19 protein-coding genes are annotated in these 23,568 nt (G+C 45.2%); 11 read left to right on the forward strand and 8 right to left on the reverse strand.

From position 1 onward, the window contains the following. Positions 1–203: 203 nt before the first annotated feature. From L990_RS09865 to L990_RS09875, 3 genes are read left to right on the forward strand one after another with little or no spacing between them, the layout of a single operon-like run. Positions 204–1,325 (forward strand): 4-phosphoerythronate dehydrogenase, encoded by a 1,122-nt coding sequence (locus tag L990_RS09865; protein ID WP_047448319.1) that lies wholly within the window; start codon positions 204–206, stop codon positions 1,323–1,325. Between the two features lies 1 nt (position 1,326). Continuing rightward, positions 1,327–2,733: a phosphotransferase gene (locus L990_RS09870; RefSeq protein ID WP_047448322.1), complete on the forward strand. Its 1,407-nt coding sequence runs from the start codon at positions 1,327–1,329 to the stop codon at positions 2,731–2,733. Between the two features lie 19 nt (positions 2,734–2,752). Beyond that, complete coding sequence (locus L990_RS09875) at positions 2,753–3,472, forward strand: NDP-sugar synthase (RefSeq protein WP_047448325.1); 720 nt, start codon at positions 2,753–2,755, stop codon at positions 3,470–3,472. A 9-nt stretch (positions 3,473–3,481) separates the two neighbouring features. Here the strand turns inward: L990_RS09875 and L990_RS09880 are convergent, their stop codons facing one another. The 6 genes from L990_RS09880 to L990_RS09905 form a co-directional block, all read right to left on the reverse strand. Then, positions 3,482–4,246, reverse strand: a complete 765-nt coding sequence (locus tag L990_RS09880; protein ID WP_047448329.1) for a LytR/AlgR family response regulator transcription factor — start codon at positions 4,244–4,246, stop codon at positions 3,482–3,484. A 29-nt stretch (positions 4,247–4,275) separates the two neighbouring features. Then, complete coding sequence (locus tag L990_RS19220; RefSeq protein WP_052180894.1) at positions 4,276–5,313, reverse strand: sensor histidine kinase; 1,038 nt, start codon at positions 5,311–5,313, stop codon at positions 4,276–4,278. Positions 5,314–5,421: 108 nt separating this feature from the next. After that, positions 5,422–6,054, reverse strand: a complete 633-nt coding sequence (locus L990_RS09890; RefSeq protein ID WP_156121487.1) for a hypothetical protein — start codon at positions 6,052–6,054, stop codon at positions 5,422–5,424. 297 nt (positions 6,055–6,351) lie between these two features. Next, complete coding sequence (locus tag L990_RS09895; RefSeq protein WP_156121489.1) at positions 6,352–6,747, reverse strand: hypothetical protein; 396 nt, start codon at positions 6,745–6,747, stop codon at positions 6,352–6,354. A 100-nt stretch (positions 6,748–6,847) separates the two neighbouring features. Next, positions 6,848–8,983: a TonB-dependent receptor gene (locus tag L990_RS09900; RefSeq protein ID WP_052180896.1), complete on the reverse strand. Its 2,136-nt coding sequence runs from the start codon at positions 8,981–8,983 to the stop codon at positions 6,848–6,850. Beyond that, positions 8,980–9,165 (reverse strand): hypothetical protein, encoded by a 186-nt coding sequence (locus tag L990_RS09905; protein ID WP_047448332.1) that lies wholly within the window; start codon positions 9,163–9,165, stop codon positions 8,980–8,982. Before L990_RS09905 ends, L990_RS09900 begins: the two co-directional genes overlap by 4 nt. Before the next feature lie 455 nt (positions 9,166–9,620). On the opposite strand from L990_RS09905, the gene L990_RS09910 reads away from it, so the two are divergent. The 8 genes from L990_RS09910 (at position 9,621) to L990_RS09945 (ending at position 21,970) form a co-directional block, all read left to right on the forward strand. Continuing rightward, entirely contained in the window at positions 9,621–10,022 is a 402-nt protein-coding gene (locus L990_RS09910) for a hypothetical protein (RefSeq protein WP_047448336.1), read from the forward strand. Between the two features lie 179 nt (positions 10,023–10,201). Further along, positions 10,202–13,177 (forward strand): SusC/RagA family TonB-linked outer membrane protein, encoded by a 2,976-nt coding sequence (locus L990_RS09915; protein WP_047448390.1) that lies wholly within the window; start codon positions 10,202–10,204, stop codon positions 13,175–13,177. Positions 13,178–13,196: 19 nt separating this feature from the next. Beyond that, complete coding sequence (locus L990_RS09920; RefSeq protein ID WP_047448339.1) at positions 13,197–14,843, forward strand: RagB/SusD family nutrient uptake outer membrane protein; 1,647 nt, start codon at positions 13,197–13,199, stop codon at positions 14,841–14,843. A gap of 30 nt (positions 14,844–14,873) precedes the next feature. Then, entirely contained in the window at positions 14,874–15,905 is a 1,032-nt protein-coding gene (locus L990_RS09925) for a SusE domain-containing protein (RefSeq protein ID WP_047448342.1), read from the forward strand. A gap of 330 nt (positions 15,906–16,235) precedes the next feature. Then, entirely contained in the window at positions 16,236–18,635 is a 2,400-nt protein-coding gene (locus L990_RS09930; protein WP_052180897.1) for a TIM-barrel domain-containing protein, read from the forward strand. Between the two features lie 460 nt (positions 18,636–19,095). Continuing rightward, the gene (locus L990_RS09935; RefSeq protein WP_047448345.1) at positions 19,096–20,166 is read left to right on the forward strand and encodes a PLAT/LH2 domain-containing protein; all 1,071 of its coding nucleotides are present in this window, start codon (positions 19,096–19,098) and stop codon (positions 20,164–20,166) included. Between the two features lie 609 nt (positions 20,167–20,775). Next, the gene (locus L990_RS09940) at positions 20,776–21,423 is read left to right on the forward strand and encodes a hypothetical protein (protein ID WP_047448348.1); all 648 of its coding nucleotides are present in this window, start codon (positions 20,776–20,778) and stop codon (positions 21,421–21,423) included. Positions 21,424–21,556: 133 nt separating this feature from the next. Continuing rightward, a complete protein-coding gene (locus L990_RS09945) occupies positions 21,557–21,970 on the forward strand; it encodes a hypothetical protein (RefSeq protein ID WP_047448351.1) in 414 nt (137 codons plus the stop codon). A 140-nt stretch (positions 21,971–22,110) separates the two neighbouring features. Here L990_RS09945 and L990_RS09950 read toward each other — a convergent pair whose 3' ends face one another. Continuing rightward, a complete protein-coding gene (locus L990_RS09950) occupies positions 22,111–22,788 on the reverse strand; it encodes an AidA/PixA family protein (RefSeq protein ID WP_081981666.1) in 678 nt (225 codons plus the stop codon). Positions 22,789–22,966: 178 nt separating this feature from the next. Continuing rightward, positions 22,967–23,551, reverse strand: a complete 585-nt coding sequence (locus L990_RS09955) for an AidA/PixA family protein (protein WP_197057270.1) — start codon at positions 23,549–23,551, stop codon at positions 22,967–22,969. Positions 23,552–23,568 lie beyond the last annotated feature (17 nt).

Genomic DNA, 23,568 nt, shown 5'->3' on the forward strand with positions numbered 1-23,568 from the left:
AAAAAAAAAGCAATTAAGAAAAAGATGGTTAAGTGTATTAGTTAAAAAGAATATGCCAGTTGACGTCCTCTTTTTATCTGATTTTACCCCTATTTTTTAGGCATAATTTTCCCAATTTATTTGATCTTTGCATGAGAAAGGGCTATATCCTCTTTCGTGTGCTTCGTAGGCTTGTGATGCTTCTCTAAAATCCTTCAAAAGGAATGAAAATAGTTGTTGACGATAAAATACCATATCTAGAAGGCGTTTTGGAACGCTATTTTTCTGAGGTAGTGTATTATTCTGGTAGAGATATTTCTTCTAATATAGTAGCCGATGCAGATGCGCTTCTTATTCGCACTAGAACCAAGTGTAATGAAAAACTTCTTGCTGGTAGCAACGTAAAAATGATTGCAACTGCAACCATTGGTCACGATCATATTGATAAGGAGTATTGCAAAGAGCATGGAATTTTGTGGACCAACGCTCCTGGCTGTAATGCTTTTGGTGTGGTGCAGTATGTCCTCTGTTTTTTATCTTTGATTTCGCTGAAAGGTTACGGAAGCTTGCAGGGGAAAACGCTGGGTATTGTCGGAGTTGGAGAGGTTGGCAAGAGGTTGGCTGCAGTTGCTCCATATTTGGGACTAAATGTGCTTAAAAACGATCCGCCTCGAGCTCGCAAGGAGGGAGAGGATGGATTTGTTTCGTTGGATGAGCTGGTTGTAAAATCAGATATCATATCCGTTCATGTGCCGCTAAATAGAGATGGCGAGGATAGAACTTTCGGCTTGTTTAATGAGGGCTTATTTGGCCTATTTCAGCAGCCAAAGGTTTTTATTAATGCATCTCGAGGAGAGGTGGTACACGAACCGTCCTTAAAAGAGGCCATCAAGGCTGGGAAAATGCGTCATGTTGCTCTAGATGTATGGTGCAACGAACCAGAAATCGATAAGGAGCTAATGGAGCTGGTCGATATTGCAACACCCCATATTGCAGGATACTCTTTGGAGGGAAAAGCAAACGGAACGGCTGCTTCTGTGAATAGTATTCTTCATTTTTTTGGACTAGGTGGTGGCGATAAATGGTATCCTTCCTCTCTTCCTTCGTTGGAGAATAAGATTACTTTTGGTAGCTCTAAGAATGTGGAGGATGAGGTTCTCTCCTGCATTCTTAAAACATATAATATTGAATCAGATAACGATAATTTGAGACGAAACCCGGACGATTTTGAATCTTTGAGAGGAAATTATGGGGTGCGTCGAGAGTTTTCATATTATAAAGTAGTAAATGTTAAGGATGAGCGGGCTGCTGCCTGCCTAAATGGCTTAACCTTCAAGGTTGAATAAGATGAAAAACCTACTGAATTTTGCAGAACAGTTTTTGGGACAAAAGGCGGAGATAAAGCCGTTGGCTGGAGCGGGTTCCAATAGAAAATATTTCAGAGTATTTTGCGGAGAAAGCACCTATGTTGGTGTAATTGGTGAGAATGTCGATGAAAATGAGGCTTTCATCTACCTCGCAGAGCACTTAGGTCGTATCGGAAAGCGGGTGCCTAAGGTGCTTGCGGTCTCAGACGATCGTCTAATGTACCTTCAAACCGATCTTGGCGACATATCCCTCTTCGATTTGCTTGTAAAAAACGATCCAACAACCGAAAAGGTAATCCTTCAGGTGGTAGAGGATTTGGCAAAGATAGAGGTAGAGGGGGTAAAGGATGTAGACCCTTGCCGTTTCTTTGGAATTCAGCGCATGGATAAGCGTTCGGTGCTTTGGGATTTGAACTACTTCAAGTATAGCTTCCTTAAATGCGCCGATATTAGCGTTGATGAATCGCTATTGGAGGATGCTTTCGACAATATGGCCGACTACCTTTGCTCGTTGGATGGAAGCTACCTTTTATATCGCGATTTTCAGTCGCGAAATATGATGATCAACAACGATTACCCGTATTACATCGATTTTCAGGGCGCACGCCTTGGCCCGTTGGGGTACGACATTGTTTCTTTCCTTTATCAGGCAAAGGCAAACTTTAGTCCCGAGCTAAAGCAGCGCTATCTTGCCTTGTACTACGAAGCATTAAAGAAGTACGGGGTAAATACCGACAAGGTTGCCGAAAGTATCAACACGTTTATTCTCTTTAGAACGCTTCAGGTGCTCGGAGCTTACGGGTTTAGGGGCTTTTTCGAAAAGAAAGCGCACTTTCTTCAGAGCATAGCGCCAGCGCTAAAGAATTTAGGTGAGATTGTTGAGCACGATTTCCCCTTCGAGTGCGAGTATCTGAAACGGGTGTGCCGCGAGTTGGCCTCGCGCATTACAAAATACGAGTGCGACCTAAAGGAAAGCAAGCTAACCGTTACTGTAAGCAGCTTTTCCTTCCTAAAAGGTGGCGTGCCTACCGATTTTTCGGGCAATGGTGGCGGTTTTGCCTTCGATTGCCGGGCTATTTACAACCCAGGTCGCGAGGAGGCGTTAAAGACTTTAACAGGAATGGACAGAGAGGTCTCCGAGCTTCTCGATGCGAACGCGGATATGCAGGATTACCTGGTTCATGCCTTTGCGTTGGTCGATAAATCGGTGAAGAAATTCCTCGAACGCGACTTCTCCCACCTTATGGTAGGCTTCGGTTGCTCTGGAGGGCAGCATCGCTCGGTTTATTCGGCCGAAAGATGCGCTAAGCACCTTAAAGCAAAGTTCCCTCAGGTGCGTGTGGTGATTAATCACCGCGAGCAAAACGTAAAAAAGATTTTTGAGTAGCATATTAATATAGGTATACATGAAGGCAATGATTTTTTGTGCGGGATTAGGTACTCGGCTTAAGCCGTATACCGATAGCGTTCCAAAGGCTCTTGTTCAGCTGGCCGGAAAACCTCTTCTGACGCATGTGATAGAGCGTCTGAAAACCTTTGGGGTCGACGAGGTGGTGGTAAATGTGCACCACTTTGCCAATAAGGTCGAGGCGTTTATTGCCGATCGCGATAGCTACGGCATAAAGGTATCGATCTCCGACGAGCGGGATATGCTGCTCGATACGGGAGGTGGACTAAAGAAGGCTGCCGATTTGCTGAACGATGGAAAGCCCTTTATCATCCACAATGTGGATATCATGAGCGACATAAACATTGCCGAGCTGTACAAAAAACATCAGGAGGGTGGGGCGTTAGCGACTTTAGCCGTTAGCAACCGCATGTCTTCGCGTTACTTCCTGTTCGATGAGGCTATGCAGCTGGTGGGATGGAAGAATATAAAGAGCAATGAGCAGAAGATTTCGAGGGTAGGAGATACCTACATTCCTTTTGCTTTCAACGGAATTCATGTTGTAAGCCCTCAGATCTTCGAGCTTATGGATGGATTTGACGGAAAGTTCTCCATTGTAGATCTATACCTGCATTTGGCCAAGACAGAATCCATTAAAGGCTACGATGTTTCAAAAAATAGGATCATCGACGTGGGGAAACCGGCGTCTTTAATCGATGCGGAAAAGCTGCTCTTTTAGGGCAGCTTTTTACCGATCTATCCACTCCTTGAACTTCGAGCATTTTTCGCGGCTAACAATTACCTCGTCATCCTTGACGTTGGCTATTCGCAGCTTGAGGCGCGAGCTCGAGAACATGAGTACGTCAGCAATGCTGTCGATGTTTACAATATGCTTCCGCGATATTCTGAAAAACTTTCTGGGATCAACCAGCTCCTCTATCTGATCGAGCGTATGGTCGATGCCCACCATTTTCCCCTCGTTGGTGTAGGCAAACGACGACTTTTCCATGCTTACAAATGCTGCAATGTTGCCAACCGGGAGCATGTGCAGCTTTTCGCCAACCTTAGTAATAAACCGTTCCTTGTATCCTCCCGTTAGCATGCGCATAGCCTGCGCAATAAGCTCCGGAGAAATGCCCAAATTGGATTGAGATGCCTCTAAATGGGCTCTCATCTTTCTTATGGCCATCGCAAGCTCATCTATATCTATCGGTTTCAGCAGGTAGTCGATGCTATTCACCTTAAATGCTTTAACAGCGTACTCGTTAAAGGCGGTGGTAAATATAATGGGGCACTTAACCTGCGCCAGTTCCAGTATTTCGAAGCTTATTCCGTCGCCTAGCTGTATGTCCATCAGCATAAAATCGGGCGTAGGGTTGGCATGCAGGTATTCAACCGTCGATTTTATCGAGTCGGTAATCGCAACCACCCGTATATCGTCCGATAGGCTCTCTACCAGCTTCTTTAACCGCTCCGATGCGGGCTGCTCATCTTCTACAATCAGGCATCTCATCTTGTTGATGTTTGGTGTTTACTCTAAAGTTAGATCAGCGGTAGCATAACCATAAACTTACCGCCTGTTTCGGTGTACATCATTGGCTTTTCCGACAGAAACGCGTACCGTTCCTTAATATTCTTTAGCCCAATGGTGTTCGAATCGGCCAGCACAGGCTTCTTTTGCAGGTTATTCTCGCACACCAGGCATCCTTCCTTCTCGTAAATCGAGATGGTAAGCGGCGCTTCGCTGGTTATTACGTTGTGCTTTATTGCGTTTTCCACCAGCATTTGTAGCGATAGCGGCACAATATGCTTTTGTAGTGGCAGGTTTTCAATATTTACAATCAGGTTGCTTCCAAACCGATGCTGCTGCATAAAGATGTACGATTCCGTTAGCCGAATCTCCTCCGATAGGGGCACCGTTTCCTTGTCCTTTGCGTCTAAAACGTAGCGGTACACGTCGGCCAGCTTTCGGGTAAACTTAACGGCTGCATCGGAGTCGGTTTCAATCAGCGAGGTTAGCACATTAAGGCTGTTGAAAAGGAAATGAGGGTTTACCTGGTTCTTGAGCATCTCGTACTGGTACACGGCAATGTCTCTCTTATGCTGCTCCTCCCTTTTGATGTTCTCCTTATACCCTTTGAAGAACTTAACAAGGAACATAATCATCCAAACAAAGAAGCTCAGCAGCGAAATAATGGTGGAGTTGATAACAATTCTCTCTAGCTGCTTCGAAAAATCGAAGTGCCCTCCACTAAAATAGTAGGCCAGCAGGCTGTATATGATGAAGACGGCAATGGTATTGTAGATGCTCGATACCAGAATATTCCACCTAAACGCTTTTACAGGATTAACATCCCACGGATACTTCCTGCGAAGGTATATTTGGATGTACTTATTGCCCTGCCACATCAGCAGCCCAATAATGGACGATACGATGATCGTTATCTTCACATCGCGCCAGCTGAAGCTGAATATGTTGAAGCCATCGAGGATAAACGTTATAAAAAATCCAATGGCGATTCCTAACGCAAGCTTCCCTGCTAGGCGAATCGAGAACTGGAGTGCTTTACTATTGTACATAGCCGGTTGTTTGGTAGAGGTGAATGTAGTAAAAAGGGTTGATTTTACCTATTGGGTGCTAAGGATACCCCAGAAGCTAGCAAGCCGACTTCCGGGGTATCGCTGCTTTTACTTTTCGCAGGCCGCAACCATCTTCAGGTTCCAGTACTTTCCCCACGATGGGTACAGCGCTGTTGGTATGCTGGCCTTCTCAAATTTTTCCTTTGCCGAAACGAACAGCGGTTTAGCCTTATCCTTGCCTCCACCAAACATGGCGGGCATGTTTAGCACTCCCATCCCTTTAATTAGTAGCGCGCGTGGATTTTCTGGATTCAGCGCAAGCGCTTTTTCCAGCAGCTCGTTGTATTTTTGCGAGTACTTCATGCCGCGGGTCATCGGCGATACGGCAATACGCGCCATATTTACCATGGCCTCTAGCACGTAGAATTCTGATTCTGTTGCATTCTTCTTTTCAAGGGTTAGGATTACGGGTTCTGCCGTATCCAGCAGCTGATCTATTTTCTCACCCTTCTCGCCAAAAGCCTGCATGGTGGTGCAGTACACAAAGTAGTACGAAGCCTCCCAGGTGTCTGGGTTGGCCTGTGCCATATTCTGAAATTGTGTTGCCAAAAGCGCGTAGTTAGGCGCTGGGCTATTAATTTGCTTTACCAGCGTGTCCATATCCGACTGGTAATCCTGTCCTTTTGCTGTAAAGCCGGCTAAAAGAATAGCCATTGCTACTAAAATTTTCATCGTTTTCATTCTTGTTGTTTGTTTGCGGTTAATATTATTTGGCTGCTGCTTTTGCATCAGCCCTACACATTTTTATGCTGTCGGAAAAATGCCTCGTTCTGCTCAATCGCTTTACCAATCCTTCTGCCGATAGCCTTGTTTGCACATCAGCATTTTTACTGGATGGGACGACCGTTTTTGCAGACTTCTCATTTTTCCTTGTATCTTAATCTACCATTCATTTTACGTTATCTGGCATCTTCAAAATTTAGGATGCCTTCTATGTTTTGGTGGGAGCTATTTGCGCTATGCAGTTAGGTTCCCATGTTATGTTATAAGTCTTTCATATTTTGCAATATGATTGTCATATTTTGCAATGAAAGACCCTTGCAATGCAATATGAATTCCATGTTTTGTAATGAGAGACCCTTGCAAAGCAATGAGAACTCCATGTTTTGATGCATGATTCTGTAAATGTGTTAACGTATTGCCGTGTTTCCTTCGAAGAATTCCATGTTTTGTAATGAAAAATCCTTGCGAAGCAATGAGAACTTCATGTTTTGTTGCGTGATTCTGTAAATGTGTTAACTCGACGCCCTGTTTTTTTTGAAAAATTCCATCTTTTGTAATGAAAATAGGCTTTATAAGTGTTGTAAGGCTATTTTCTAATTGTTGATTCTCCTGAAAAATGGGAAAATGGCTTTTATTAACACTTGTTTGCATGCTGAGATTTTTGAAGGTTCTGCGACACCGTTTGTATCTTGCCATGTGTGTTTGCATTGCTCTATAGAATCGTATCACATCCTAAAAGTTAGGTGTTAGCCTACCAGTTTAGGAATACACCAAACAGAAATCCTCTTTTTTCCGACGAGGTAACGGGCATCTGCTGGTAAGCTCCTGCGGCATCTTTATAAAAGTTGTAGCCGTACACGTTATTTCGTCCTAGCAGGTTGTTTGTTTGCAGGTATAGCACCGATGTTTTACCGAAGAACTGAAAAATGTAGCTTACGTTGAGGCTAATATTAAAGTAGCTTTTGGTTATTCCATCCATAAAGGTGCTCGATGTTGGGTTGTTGTACGGGCGTCCGGAGGCAAGCATTGCCGTAGCTCCGAATTGCGTGCTAATGTCTGGCACAAACCATTTACCAACAACCGATACGTTGTGCTTTGGCGCGAAGGTTGGCGTTGCCTTAGCGGTAAAATCGCGGTAAAGCCTCTTGCTATCTATGTAGGAGTACGACACCCAGTAGTCTAGGTTTTTAACCGTTTTCTGATCGCGCCAAAACAGCTCAAAACCTTGTGCGTATCCGTTGCCATCGTTGTTGTAGAGCGTTGGATTGTAGAACTGCTCCTTGTTAAAGCGTACCAAGCTGCTGTAATCCTTTCGGTAGGCTTCCACCCTAAATATGCGGTCGTTCTTGGTTATCTGGTAGTTGATAATGTAGTGGTTAGCCTTCTCAAAATTCAGGTTGTGCGTAAATCGGAGCAGCTGATCTTCGGGTGTTTGGTAAAAGATACCGGTTGCTACCGACAGTTGGCTGTAATCTCCCACCAGCCATGCCAGCGATAGGCGAGGGGCTACCTTTTTTTCGTTTAGCAGGCTCGAGTATTCGCCTCTCAGGCCACCTCTCACAGCCAGCTTATTAAAAAGCATGGCCTCTACTTCAATAAATGGCGATAGGTTGTTGTCCGAAAAGCTGGTGCGGCTTTTTAGCGTCTCCTGCTCCCAGTATTTCTGCATAAAGCTATTGGGCGATACCTCAAAGCCTCCATTTATATTAAACGTCGACGAAAATTCTTTCTTAACCACCACCTTCGATTGCAGGTAGGTATTAAATTCGTACACCTTATTGCCAAAGGGAGCCGTCCGGTTGTCGTCAACCGATAGCGCAGCACCCGCTTTTATGCTCCAACCTTTCCCCCACGAGTCCGTGTAGCTCATGTTTACCGCAAAATTTTTACTTTTTAGGTCGATATCCTTCAGCTTTGCCTGGTCGTTAAAGTCGGGAAACTGCAGGTTGCTGTGGCTCATTTGCAGGGTCGACATAACCTTTAGCAGGCCGGTTCTGCCCACCTTCTGACGTCCTACAATCGTAGTCCCAAATGTTTCGGGGTATTTATTCCAGTGGTATTTCTGCTCCACAACGCTGTAGTATGGTTTCAGGTTGTAGTATTCTACCTGTGCCGATATCGAGGAGTTCTCGTTGGCTAGCGTTTCCGATCCGTTAACGCCAACCGAAAGCAGCCCAAATCCCCACTGATTCTTGCTGGCGATGCCCGTAGTTTGTAAGATTAGGGCAGAAGATAGTGCTTGTCCGTATTGGGCCGAGTAGCCGCCCGAGCTAAAGGTGGTGCCTGTGAAAAGTTGTGGTGCATACCTTCCGCGCGAAGGCAAGTCGGGCATCGAGGAGGAGTAGGGATTCTTAATACGTAGCCCATCAATAAAGGTAAGCGATTCGTAGGCGTCGCCACCGCGTACAAACAGGCGTCCATCATCGGGCATTGCGGCGGTTCCTGGCAGGGTGTTCAGCGCACCGTACATGTCGCCCGATGCGCTGGCGGTGGTGTAGATATCCAGCGGTTTAAGTGTTACCCCCTTCTTCTTGTCGCCCGCCTCAAAGCTCCCTGCGGTTATAACCACATCCTTAATGGCTGTTGGTGTCTCCTTTAAAATAATATGTAGGTCGATGGTTTGGTTTCCAATGGCGATAGGCTTCGAAAAGCATTCGTAGCCAATGTAGGTTGCTACGACAGCTTGCGCGCCTTTCCTCTTAGTCTTAAAGTGGAATGCGCCTAGCGTGTCGGTTGAGGCGCCATCGATAGCCCCTTTTATGGTAACGCTCGCTCCAATCAGCGGATTCCCGGCCTTATCCGTCACCTTTCCTTTTATGGTAACCTGTGCAAGCGCAGTTGCTGCTGCTGCTACAAAAATTAGAGTAAGTAACGCCTTAGTTTTCATCTCTCCTGTTTCTTTATGTTGATGAAGCAAATATCGGTGCTACTCAACCCCAAGGCAATTAATTCCCGACGAGCCGCTATTTTAGGCCGACGAGCGGAAATAGGTCGAGGATCAACCGCATTCTTGTTGGGTAAGAATGGCGGTTGCCTTGCCTGTTCATCTAATAAAAGTTGAATTATCATCGTTGTTGGGTGTTAAAAAAAATATTTATTGAGAATAAAATGTTTTAGGAATGACTTTTAACTTAAAAGAGGAGGCTTCAAATGCAGATCGTCGGTTGGATATCTAGAAAAGATGCTTTTGTTAAAATGGATCTAATGTGTTGTATGTTAGATTAGAAAACCTTGCCGCAAACGAATGTGTTTGGATCAATCTCAAAAAGGGGAGTATAATAAAAGGTTAAAAGAATCGGATGCAAACCTTTGCATTGTTGTTTTTGTGTTAAACCCGTTAACGGCTTGTTAATCCTATAGTTATTTTTTAAATATTTGTGGTGAGCGGTTATGTAGTTTAAGAATGCAGCTCTGCAAGCGTTTGCTGAAGTTTAATTGTAAGAGAAAAGAGGGCGGGAGTTAAAATCCCCAATTTTAGAATAGAACAGACCTTAGATGTCAAGTGTTTTCAACAACCAAACCCTATGCGAAACGTAATTAACACGCTAACTCTTTTAATTATCGCCCCATTTTTGGTGGTAGGCGGGCTTCCGGCAAGTTCTGCCGCGGCTGCTTCTGGCGATAGTAAAACGGAACAGGCTCCTGTCGGCAACGCCGAGGCGGCTGATGGTGGCATTCTATCCGCGATTTCCACTTTTATTATAGATGCGGCAAACAAAATCGCCGATTTAGTTTGCTCATTAGCTCAATCCATCTTTTTTTCTGCGTCAGATTCGGACGACGAGGAGGAGTCTTCCATCTTCGAGTTCGACTACCAGCCGCTAATGCGGGGTGTCGTTGGCTCATTTCTCAGCGTTCATTTCCGAATTTTGCAGGACAGGTTCTCGCTAACCTCGCTTTTTAACGAAAGCGGCCGACCAGGATAGCGTTCGCTACCTATCCTTACGGATACTTCCAGATGTATTAAAAATCTTATTCTGGGCTTTTGTAAAAAAAGCTCGGATGGGGAAATTACATATCTACCAAATCGATTTGACGGTTTGGGATGTAGTTCAAAGTGTCAATAAAAATCAAAATTTCAATTAACCCTACAAATCGCGTTGTTATGAAAAGACAATGGATGTTTAAAATGCTGTTGCTGTTTGTTGGCATCGCCTGCTTTGGAAGCGTGCATGCTCAGCAGCTGACGGTCACAGGTGTTATCACCGATGCAAAAGATGGTAGTCCTCTTCCGGGTGTTACTATCATTCTGAAAGGTTCATCGACTGGTACAGTTACCGACATCGATGGCAAGTATTCTATTAAAGCAAGTAAAGGACAGTCTTTAACCTACTCTTTTGTAGGGTACAAGTCTCAAGTTGTGGTTGTAGAGTCAAATAGCTACAACATTAAGCTGCAAACCGATAACATGTCTATCGACGAGGTGGTGGTTATTGGTTATGGTACCGTTAAAAAGTCCGATGCTACAGGTTCTGTATCGGTTGTTAGCTCAAAAGACTTCAACGACGGGGCTATTTCGTCTCCCGATCAGCTGATAACAGGACGTATTGCAGGGGTACAGGTAACATCTGCAGGCGGCGCTCCTGGTGCTGGATCTACCATCCGTATTCGTGGAGGTTCTTCCCTTTCGGCTAAAAACGATCCGTTGGTAGTTGTTGATGGTGTTCCTTTAGACAACGATGGTGTTGTTGGTATGGGCAACCCGCTAACCACCATTAATCCTAACGATATCGAAACGTTTACCGTTCTTAAGGATGCTTCGGCTACCGCTATTTACGGTTCTCGCGCTTCTAACGGTGTAATTATTATTACCACCAAGAAAGGTAAGAAGGGATCAAGCATGTCTGTAAACTATGCTGGTAACGTATCTGTTGGTGTTCCAACAAAAACTATCGACGTTCTTTCTGGCGATCAATTCAGAACGCTGTTTAAAGAAAAGGGGCTTGTTAGCGATCGTTTAGGCGATGCCAGCACCGATTGGCAGGATGAAATCTACCGTACTGCCGTTAGCACCGACCATAACGTAAGCCTTTCGGGTGCAGTAAAGTCGATGCCTTACCGCGTTTCATTGGGATATACCAACGAAAATGGTATTCTAAAGACATCGAAGATGGATCGTACTACAGCGGCAGCTAATCTTAGCCCATCTTTCCTCGACGATCATCTTAAGGTAAATCTTAACGCTAAATATTCGTTTACTAAGAACCATTTTGCCGATCAGGGTGCTATCGGAAATGCACTTCGTTTCAATCCAACTGTAAATCCTTACAGCACCGACCCTCTTTTCGCTAAGTTTGGTGGCTACTACACCGATCTGAATGCAGATAAGGGGCCAGACAACCTAGCACCAACCAACCCGTTGGCACTTCTTTACCAAAAGAACGATGTGGCAGATGTTAACCGTTTTATTGGTAACGCTCAAATCGATTATAGCTTCCATTTCCTTCCAGAACTTAAGGCTAGCCTAAATGTGGGGATGGATAACTCTTACAGCGACGGTAGCGTATTCATTGGCGAAAATGCTGCTTGGTTATATCGTCAAAATGCAGATGGAACGCTTGATGGCGGTGCCGATCGTGTTTACAAGCAAAATAAAAAGAATCAGCTGCTCGATTTTTACTTCAACTACAACAAGAACTTGGAGCAGATTAAGAGTAAGCTCGATGTTACGGCTGGTTACTCTTGGCAGCACTTTAAGCGCGATGGTAGTGCCTACGAAACAAACGTAGCTAAGACTCGTGTTCTCGAAAATACAAAGTATATCACCGAGAGCTACCTCGTTTCGCTGTTTGCTCGTTTAAACTACACCCTAAACGAAAAATATATTCTTACGGCTACCGTACGTCGCGATGGTTCTAGCCGTTTTGGCGAGGACAATCGTTGGGGAATGTTCCCTTCTGTTGCGCTAGGTTGGGATTTAAAGAAGGAAAACTTCCTGAAAGATGTAAAAGCATTATCTGCGCTTAAGCTTCGTTTGGGCTACGGTATAACTGGTCAGCAGGATATTAATAATGGAGACTATCCTTACCTTGCTCGCTACACGAAGAGCGAAGAAAACGCTGGCTACATATTCGGCGATACGCCTATTCAAACGCTTCGTCCCGATGGGTATGACTCTAACCTGAAATGGGAGGAGACAACCACCTACAACGTTGCGTTAGACTATGGCTTCCTTAACAACCGTATCTCTGGTACTCTCGACTTCTACATGAGAAAAACCGACGACCTGCTTAACTTTATTCCAATACCTGCCGGATCTAACCTCACCAACATGATTCTTACCAACGTTGGTAGCCTAGAGAACAAGGGGGTGGAGTTTTCTATCAACGCTCGTCCAATTAGCAGCAAAGACTTTAACTGGGAAGTTGGTTTGAACGCAACTTATAACAAGAATAAGATTACAAAGCTAATCAACAGCAACGATCCTAACTACCTTGGCGTTAAGGTTGGCGGTATTGCTGGTGGTACTGGTAACACCATTCAAATTCATAGCGTAGGGTATGCTGCTGGCGCATTCTACGTGTACGAGCAGGTTTACGACGAAGCCGGAAAGCCTATCGAGAACCTTTACGTAGACAGAAATGGTGATGGAGTAGTAAACGAGGCCGATATGTACCACTACAAGAACTCAACTCCAGACGTAACCATGGGTATCAACTCTAGGTTGTCTTACAAAAACTGGGATTTCAGCTTTGCTGGTCGTTTAAGCCTTGGAAACTACAACTACAACAACGTATTTTCTGACAGAGGTACCGATAAATTCCTAAAACACTCTAACGGATATCTTTCTAACATCGTATCTAACTGGTATAACACCGGATTTACAGGATCAGAGAAGCATTTCTTGAGCGATTACTATGTAACCAACGCGTCATTCTTTAAGATGGACAACATAACTCTTGGTTACAACTTCGATAAGCCAGCGAAGTTTATCAGCAACCTTCGTGTTTACGGAACCGTGCAGAATGCCTTTACCATTACGAAGTACGACGGTCTTGATCCAGAGGTTTATGGTGGTATCGACAACAACATCTACCCACGTCCTCGTACATTCCTTTTTGGAGTTAACCTAACTTTCTAATTAAATAAAGTTTTGAGTTATGAAAAATCGATTTATTAAAAATATAGTTCTTTTCCTTGCTGTAAGCGCTACGCTTACCTCTTGCTTCAAGGATTTGGATACGCAACCTATCGATAATAATGTTCAGGCTATCGATAAGGTTTATAAGGATAAGGCAAACTACAAGAAGGTGCTTGCCAAACTTTACGCAGGGCTTGCAGTAAGCGGACAGCAGGGGCCATCTGGCAAACCCGATATCAGCGGACAGGACGAAGGCTATGGTCAATACATCCGCGGATACTTTTATCTTCAGGAGTATACTACAGATGAGGCCGTAATTGGTTGGAACGATGGTACGCTTCAGGATCTTCACGCGCAGCGTTGGACTGCCTCTGACGGCTTTATCCAAACCTCTTACTACCGTATTATGCACCAAATTGCAGCTTGCAATGAGTTCCTTCGCGAAACAACTGACGAAAAGTTGGCGTCGAGAGGGTTTGGTGCCGATACAGAATTCAAGAAGGAGGTGGCAAACTATAGAACCGAGGCTCGTTTCCTTCGTGCGTTGAGCACTTGGCACGGAATCGACCTATTTGGTAACATCCCATTTGTAACCGAAAAGGGCGGCGTAGGTGTAGGACTTGGCGACAACATGCCAAAGCAGCACCGCCAAGGACGTGCCGGTTTGTTTAGCTACGCAACTAACGAGCTTAGGGCTATTGAGAACGAAATCCCTGCAACCAACGAGTACGGACGTGCCGATAAGGCTGCCGTTTGGACTTTGCTAGCAAAGCTCTACCTAAACTCCGAAGTTTATACCGGTACTGCAAAGTACGACTCTACGCTTATTTACGCCAACAAGGTAATTGACAATTCTGGTCGTACGCTTTACACCAAGAGCTATCCAGAACTCTTTATGGCTGATAATGACAGAGCAGCCCTACGTTCAGAGATTATTTTCCCTGTACGCTACGACGGACATCTTATTAAAACCTTTGGCGGTACCTCATTTATCATTAATGCTGCAATCGGAGGCGATATGAAGCCTAACGATTACGGAATGAAGGGTAACTGGAGCGGACACCGTGCTACCAAAGCCCTAGTAAACAAGTTCGAAAACATCAACGCCGACGGAGTTAGCCCCGACAAGCGTGCGTTGTTCTTTGCCAAGGGACAAAAGCTTGAAATTAACGACTTAGGTAAGTTTAACGATGGTTTTGCGGTTGTAAAGTTCACCAACAAGAACAGCGATGGCACCAACGGTAAAGATCTTGAGTTTGCCGACACCGACTTCCCTATGTTCCGCCTATCTGATGTGTACTTAATGTATGCCGAAGCAAAAGTTCGTCTTTCGGGAGATGGGGCAATCGATGCAAAGGGATTGGGCCTCATCAACCAGATCCGCGAGCGCGCCTACGGCGACAAGAGCGGAGATGTTACTGCAGCGCAGATTACCAAGAACTTTATTCTGAACGAGCGTGCTCGCGAGCTCTACTGGGAAGGTCATCGTAGAACCGACCTCATTCGTTTTGGTCGATTTACCGACGCTTCGGAATACACTTGGCCTTGGAAGGGCGGCGTGAAGGATGGAGCCTCAGTGGCAAGCTACTTCAGCATTTTCCCCATTCCTTCTTCTGACATTGCTGCGAATCCTTCGCTAATTCAGAATCCAGGATACTCAAAATAGGCGTTTATCATTTAGTAAAAACAGACGACAATGAAAATTCTAAAATATTTCCCGATTGTGTTGGGGCTTTTGGCTGCTAGCTGCGAAGATTCGGCAGACCCTCAGCTATTAAAGGATAAAATTCCTGCAACCTTGGATAAATCGCTCGAAGGAACTTCGTACGTGTTTGAAGAGGCTAAGGCAAATGAGGTAGCCGCCACGTTTAAGTGGGCTCCCGCCAATTTTGGCTATCAGGCTGCCGTAAAGTATACGGTTGAGGCTTCGCTGCCAGATGCTAAGTTCGAAAAGCCGGTAGCTATTGCACAAACCACCAGTACCTCTATCAGCTTGCTTACAGGCCTCTTTAACGAAAAGGTTTTTACAGGCTTAAAGATTAAGGAAGGCGTTCAAACCGAGATTTTGGTACGCGTTAAGGCCTCTATCTCTAGCGCCGTTGCCAACATTTACAGCGAGCCTATTAAAATAAAGGTAACTCCTTATTTTATCGAACGTAAAATAGGCAAAATGTGGGCTCCTGGTAACCAAAATGGATGGAGCTTTAAGGATGTTGTCTATTCGATGGATAATAACGGAGAATATGAAAACTACTTCTACTATCCTGCCAACGGAGAGTTCTTATTTACTCCTGCTGACAGCTGGGATAATAAGTTTGGTGGCGCCAACGGAACCTTGAAGGAGGGTGGCGAAAATATCCTTGTAAAGAACGATAAGGCAGGCATGTTCCATGTTGAGGTTAGCTTAACCAACATGACTTACACCCTAACACCCACAGATTGGAGCATTATTGGTGGTGCAGTTGGAGGCTGGGCGCCCGCTAACGATGTTATGTTTACTTGGGATGCCAACCTTAAGGCGCTTGTTGCAGAAGCCAACTTTACCACTGGCGAGGAGTATAAGTTTAGAGCCAACCACGATTGGAAGTTAGACTTTGGTGCTGGAGATGAGGAAGGCAAGCTTAAGTTTAAGGCAGGCAACATGCGTTTTACGCAACCTTCCGGAAAGTACAAGGTAACCTTCTTTATTATGGCTGCCGAGAAGTACTATACGCTCGAAAAGTTGTAGTAACATAAAAGCACTACGGGTCGCAATACCCTAGTTAATGTTAATTTACGTTTTAGAAAGGGGCCGCTGCGAAGCGTTCCCTTTTTTATTTTGTAGGCTTAGGATTCCTGCGGTAAGGTGCGCATTTCGCCGCAATCGGTTTGTACAAGCAGCAATACAGCACCTTTTAAATAGAATTCCCTGCTGTTTATCACGAATAATTGGCAACCAGTTGCCAATTTAATCTAATTGCTTTAAATTCAGCATTCCGATTATCCAATTGGCGCAATCGTTTGTGCCTAAATGGGGCGGCTAAAGTCGATTTACTAGTTAAACTATAATTACACAGCAATGCGTTTAAAAAGACTTATAGGACTTTTCGTGTTTGTTGCAATTAGCGGAGTAGCCCTTGCGCAGTGGAGCGAAACTACTGTAGCAAAGGCCACGGCGCTTATCAACCAAACAAAGGAGGGGACGTGGACCTTCCAAAACATGGGAAATGGGGTGCTAAAGGCTACCTATCTTCCTAAAGGGTACACCCGTACGCAGCAAATCTCCGATGCCGTAATGACAAAACCCACGTTGGTGGCCGTTACCGATAAGGGGAATGGTACAAAGATGCTGGGCGATGTGGCAATTGCGAGCCACAATGGTAGCTTGTCTGTAAAAGTAGGCTCAACCGAGCTGCTTAGCAACCTGCATCCAGTTAAGGATAGCGTTTTTAACGGTTTTAGCATGGAGCTAACGCCCAGCGAGCAGGTATTTGGTGGAGGCGAGCGCGCCATCTCCATGAATCGTCGTGGGCATCGGTTCGATTTCTACAACCGTCCCGACTACGGCTACGGTGTAGGTTCGGAAAACCTAAACTATGGTATTCCGTTCTTCATCTCCACTCGCGGCTACGGGATCTTCTTCGATAACCCTTCTAAGGGCTATGCAGATATTGCCAAGAGCGATAAAAACCGTATGAACGTGGCCTTCGAGAGCGGAGAGCTGACGTTTTACCTCATCCCCGGAAGCAATCCGGAGGAAATACTAAAAAGGTACACGGCTATGATTGGTACCCAACCTATACCAGCCCGCTGGGTGTTTGGTAACTTCATGAGCCGCTTCGGATACCGCAGCGAGGCCCAAATCCGCGACATCAAGGCCAAGATGAAGGCGGAACGTATTCCAATGGACGCCATAATCATCGACCTTTTTTGGTTTGGCGACAGCATCCAGAACTACGTGGGCAACCTCGATTGGGTAAACCGCAAGGCTTGGCCCGATCCTAAGAAGATGATTGCTGATTTTACGAAGGATAGCATCAACACCATCCTAATTACCGAGCCTTACGTGGTAAAGAATACGCTAAACTACGAGGAGTCGGTGCCATTTTTAGCCACAGACAGCAAAGGAAAGGTGTACACGCTGCCCCACTTCTACTTTGGCAAGGGCGGTATCATCGATATGTTCCGAAAAGACTCGAAGGACTGGTTTTGGAGCAAGTATAAGAAGCAGATGGACATTGGCGTTAGCGGCTGGTGGGGCGACTTGGGCGAACCCGAAAACCATCCCGCCGATGTGTACCATAACCTGAAAGATTTGGGATACGGCGATCGTCTCTACTCGGCCAACGAGGTGCACAACATTTTTGGGCACTACTGGAATAAAATGCTCTTCGATAAGTTCGAAAAGGAGTATCCAAACGTGCGCCTGTTCAACCTTAACCGCTCGGGCTACGCCAATTCGGCGCGCTACATCATTTTTCCTTGGACTGGCGATGTGGGACGCCACTGGAGCGGTTATCGCGCCCAGCTGCCGCTAATGCTTACCATGAGCATGAGCAATGTGCCATACATCCACAGCGATGCCGGCGGATTTACCTTTGCAAAGCAGGATAACGAGCTTTACGCCCGCTGGATGCAGATGTCTGCCTTCTCGCCAATTCTTCGTCCGCACGGAACAGCTTTAAAGGAGCTAATCCCCGACGCCGACAGCTACCCGAGCGAAGCCGCGCTGTTCGACGAGCCATACAAGAGTATTGCCCGTAAGTACATCCAAATGCGCTACGATTTGCTTCCCTACAACTACACCTTAGGATACGACCACATGGCCAACTCCGAACCGCTGGTAAAACCGCTATTCTTCTACTCGTTTGACGATAAGGAGGCGCTAAAGGTCGAAGACCAGTACTACTGGGGACGAAACCTGATGGTTGCACCCGTGCTCGAGAGTGGGGCAACCAGCCGTAAGCTCTATCTTCCTGCTGGCAGCGAGTGGTACAGCTACCTTAACCCGCAAAAACCGCTAGCGGGCGGACAGTGGATAGAACCAGCCGTAACCCTACAGGATATGCCTATCTACGCCAAGGCCGGAGCATTTATTCCTACTGCCCCTGGGTTACTAAACACCAAGCAGTACAATCCAGCCCAAGTGGTGGTTACCTACTACCCATCGGCTAAGCCATCATCGTACACCTTGTTCGACGACGATGGGGTAACCAACAAATCTTGGGAGCGCAAGCAGTTCGAGCTCATCACCTTTAAGTCTAACGGCAAGGGTCAGATAGCAATCAGCAGCAACGGTGGTAAGTATAAGGGCAAACCGTTGGTACGTACCTTTACCTTTAATATAGTAAACGTCGATAAGGCCCCCGCTTCGGTAACCGTGGCTGGCAAAAAGGCGAAGTCTACCTACAACGCCTCCACCCGTACGTTAACTCTTCAGGTGCCATTTAAGGGCAAGCCGGTGGTGGTAAAGTACTAACCCGCGCTTAAGCGAAATAAGAAAAAGGAGGTATAAGGACGTTTTTTTATATAAAAGAATGTTCTCTCTAGGATAAAGAAGTTGAGTTGGTAATGTCATACCCGCGAAGGCGGGTATCTCATGCGAAAGGCCAGTATCTAGGCAAATGAGATTCCGGCCTTCGCCGGGATGACAGCAAAAAAGAGCACAATGTTCTTACACAAGCTCTCCTTTATTGGTATTAAGATAAACGCCTGCTAGCAGCTAATGCTGGCAGGCGTTTTTTATAAGCATTTCTTTAGCAGCAGGAGGCTCCGCTGCTACTATTCGGCATTTTCTAATTATTTTTTCAATTAATCGTTAAAAATACAAGGCAAATGAGCTTAAGTAGTGTGAAAATAGTTAAGTTTGTACAAAACGAGTGCTAGCCCAGCCTTTAAGCTTCCTATAATGTAAAAGCCTTACTTTAAAAATAGTTATTATGAAAAATTATCAAGTAGAAGTTCAAACAGGCATGGTAGATCATGCAGGGACAGATGCCAAAGTGTACATCCAGCTCTTTGGCGAAAAATCAACCAGCAAGGAATTGCGTATCGACAACAAGAACGATAACTTTGAGAAGGGAGACCTCGATAAGTTTACCGTACAGTCAGACGATTTAGGATGGATTGATAAAATTCGTATTTTCCACGACAACTCTGGCGATAAACCGGGGTGGTTTGTAAACTACATTAAGGTTACCGACACGGAGGTTGGGCTTTCGTGGCGAGTAGACCTTAACCGCTGGCTTTCGAAGAAGGATGACGATAAAAAGATAGACTTAACCCTAGATGTCCCTATCGGAGGCGTTAAGCTGGCCGAAGGTCTTATAAAGACGGTGTATTTAGGCTACATCCCTTGGCGTTACTCCAACGAGGGGCAGTCGACAACGCATGCCGTTAATAAGTTTGGCTACACCTACAAAAAGGGTGTTACCGTCGACGTAACTAAGACCAAATCGGTAACGGTAAGCGCATCTTTGGAGGCAACTTACTTTGGCATTGGCGGAAAGTTTGGAACCGAGGTTACGCAAAGCGTCGCCAGCACGTTAAACACCACCGAGGAGGAAACTTTTGAGATGGGGGTAGACTTTGACTACGAAGTGGCTGCCGGAAAGTCCATCACCGTGGCTTTTGTCTTCTACCAGTCGGTGCTCGATGGCGAAGTGCAAGCTGGCGGGGTTAGCCTAGGCTACGAGCAGAAATTCCTGCTTACCTACCAAACGTTTGTGTTCGACGGTTTCCTTTCCGATGCCCAGCTTGCCGAGAAGGTTAAGGAAAAGCTCCAAACTATCGCAAAGGTGGCGCTACCAGCCAAGTTTACCGCAAAAAGTACCAACGTGGTGCTCGAGCAAACCGAGCTGAAGAGTGTCAACCCTGTATTTGTAGGGGAGGTAACCCAAAAAATGTCGAAAGGGGTGCCCGCCACCAAGCTGATGAAGGCAAATAACGGCCTGCTAGAGGTAACTCCAATTAACTCGCAGGCTTTTGTAAAGGGCGTTAAGGTAAATTAATAGTTTCATAAATATTTTCGGTAAAACGCCTGCTAGCAGCTAATGCTCGCAGGCGTTTTCATTTAAAGGACCTGCTGCTTGCGGGTAGCGGTGCTAAGGCTGCTTCATTTGCTCGCTAATAGCGCAAAGCGGCCTATATATTGGTAGGATGGAGGTCTGCCGGCTTCGCTTGTGGACTTTATGCCGAAAATTTGCAATTCGTTTCGCGAACAGAAAAAAATATAGCAGAAAAATTACCCTTTTTATGAAAATGTTGTTACTAAAATTGAAACGACGAGGGTAAGGAGGCCAAAAAGGATCAAAAGATTTGCTCGCCGAGGGCTAAGAATGCCAATCTGGCCGAAAGATTTACTCAACCAGGCTTAAGAATGCCAAATCGGCCGAAAGATTTGCTCAACCAGACCTAAGGCTGCCAAATTGGCAGGATTTTTTGCTCAACCAGACTTAAGAATACTAAGTCGGAAAAAAGGAGCTATTAAAGAGATGAAAAACTGAAAGAAGAGAGGATAGAATGGTTGCCAGTGAAAGTTTAAGGTTCCTGTTGGTTTTTATAAAGGGGGAGTTGGATGAAAGTTCAATAGAGTACTAACCATAGAAAAAATTTTTGTCATGAGCACAAACCGCGCTTTAGGAGAGGCAGACATCCTCGAAAAATGGAGAACTTCTCTCGAAAATGTGAACAATCAGCCAGTGGTTGCACAAGAAATGGCCGAAATAGGCTACCCAAAAGAAACTATTGACGTTGGTAGAGGTTTATATGGCGTAGCCCGATCAGCCTTCGACGCCAACAAGAAGGAGGGTGGAGAGGCTAGTGCCGCATCAAGTACCTTTCAAAAGGAGGAGGCTACCCTTGTGAAGGGATACTCGCAGCATCGTAAAAAGGCAAAATTTGTCTTCCGTAACGATCCTATTGCACTTCGCGTGCTAGATGTTCATCAACCTGTGTCCGATAGCTATATTCCAAGGATAGAGAGTATCAAAAAGTTCTACACCGTATTATCTACCGATAAGACGCTGAGCGATGCCATGGAAACCATTAAAGTTCCTGCATCCGAGATTAGCGAGGGGTTGGCACAGGTTGCTATTGTCGAAAAAGCGCGTGCCGACTACATTCGCGAGCAGGGCGAGGCTATGGATGCTGTTGCACAGAAGGATGCTGCCTTTAAGGAAGCGGAAAAGTGGATGCGCGACTTTTATGCGGCTGCCCGCATTGCGTTAGAGGATCGTCCAATGCTATACGCCACGCTTTTTAAGTAGCTGCCGTAGGTATTAAATACATCAAAAGCCTTTTTTCGAGAAAAAGAGGCTTTTTTTATTTTTTCTGGTAGGGTATTTCCGTACTAGGTTGTATTGCTCTAAAAGTATCGAACTCATTAACGCCATAAAACGTATGAAAAAGCTGTTAGGTATCGTATTTTTAGGTGTTGCCATGGTGGTTGCTTCGGCGGCATGGGCACAAGATATGGCTGGGCAAAAGGTAAAGTTAACGCCCCAGCAGCGCGCCGAAAAGCTAACTCAGGCCATGAGCCGTCAGCTACGACTATCGCCCGAACAGGTGGAGAAGGTGCAGGCTATCAATCTTAAGTATGCCGAGAAAAATGCGCAGGTGAAACGAGATACTACTGCGCTTAAGGCCAATGCAGAGGCAAAAAATGCCGAAATGAAGGAAGTACTTACCCCCGCTCAGTACGAAAAGCTGCTAAAGATGGAGGAGCGTACCAAGCAGAAAATTCGCGAGAGAATAAAAGATAAAAAAGTTCCAATAGATGAAAATCAACCTAGCAATACTTCTTCTAACGAATAAATACCCCCTAATTGGTTAGAAGGATAGGTTATTTTTACAATTTTTCAATCGTAACAAGGGCTGCCGTGAGGCAGCCCTTAATTGTTTCTGGAGTTTATATGGTAAAAGAATGTATTCCTTTACGTTTTACTCTATAGTGTCTAGCCGTTTACTACGATAGTTGGGTCTTCTCTAAAGTAACCATACAACTTTTGGGTAGTGCCTTCCCTTTTGTAAAGAGCAAACCAAATATGGTAGCTTTCGGTACCAGTATCTTCAATAGGAGCGGTCATAAATGGGAAGGTTCTCTTTTCTTCTACCATAAGCGTTGGGTCGTTTTTCGAAGGAACCACGATTGTCTTGTTGTAACAGCTGTACCTAACGTCGTCTTGACTGAAAACTTTACCTTGTACTGGCTTAATTGCGTAAATGTACACGCTGTGGTCGAAGTTTGATGTCTCAGATTGCGAAGCCCAGCAAATAAAATCGCCTACACTGGCGCTAACCTGTAGGTTAACGGTACCAGAGTTGATGCTGTTTTCTTGGGTGGCAACCATGTAAATAGGATTAAACCCCTTCTGATTGGTATTAATCATAGGAGGGTTGTCCTTTGATTGGTTTGGTGAATAGTTTTTAATAATGTACTGGGTGTCGATCGTCACGTTCACGTAAATGACTTGTTGAGTCGAACTCAGCTGAAGTAAGCTCTTCAGCTCCTGATTAAGGGTCATCATATTTTCACTCATGGCTAATACTACATGTATTTTTTGCCTACTCGTTGGCTTTTCGGCTTCTGCCACCTCGTCTGGAAGGGGATTGGGTGTAGACCTTTGTTGCAACTTTTACCGGTAAGGCAAATCTACGAGCAGGTGGGAGCAAAAGTCAATAGCTGTTGTGATAGAATAGCTAAGTGTGAACGAATTAGCAGTTGTAGGCTTAAAATTTAAAAAAGCACCTATCTGTAGGTGCTTTTTATGAATATGGAAGCTAAAAATCGATTCGGATGTTCAGAACTTGCTAGCCTCTTACTACGATAGTTGTGTCTTGTTTAAAGTAACCATACAACTTTTGGTTAGTGCCTTCCCTTTTGTAAATGGCAAACCAAATATGGTAGCTTTCTGTACCTGTATCTTCGATACGAGCAGTCATAAATGGGAAGGTTCTCCTTTCTTCTACCATAAGCGTTGGGTCTTTTTTCGAAGGAACTACTATTGCCTTGTTGTAACAGCAGTACCGAATGTCATTTAGAGGAAAAACGTTCCCTTGTAGGGGGTGAATTGCGTAAATGTACACGCTGTGGTCGAAGTTGGATGTCTCAGATTGCGAAGCCCAGCAAATTTGATCGCCAACGTAGGCATTAACCAGCAGGTTATCAGTGCCAGAGTTGATATTACCTCCCCCAGAGGTAACCATATAAATAGGATTAAAGCCTTTCCGATTGGGAAAAATCATAGTAGGGTTATCCTTTGATTGATTTGGGGTGTAGTTGTCAATAATGTACTGGGTGTCTATTATCACGTTGACGAAAAATACTTCTTGAGTCCAATTCTGCTGAAGTAAGCTCTTCTGCTCCTGACTATGGGGCATTATATTTTCACTCATGGCTAATACTAGATCTG

This window comes from Alistipes sp. ZOR0009, from assembly GCF_000798815.1.
GTDB lineage: Bacteria > Bacteroidota > Bacteroidia > Bacteroidales > ZOR0009 > Acetobacteroides.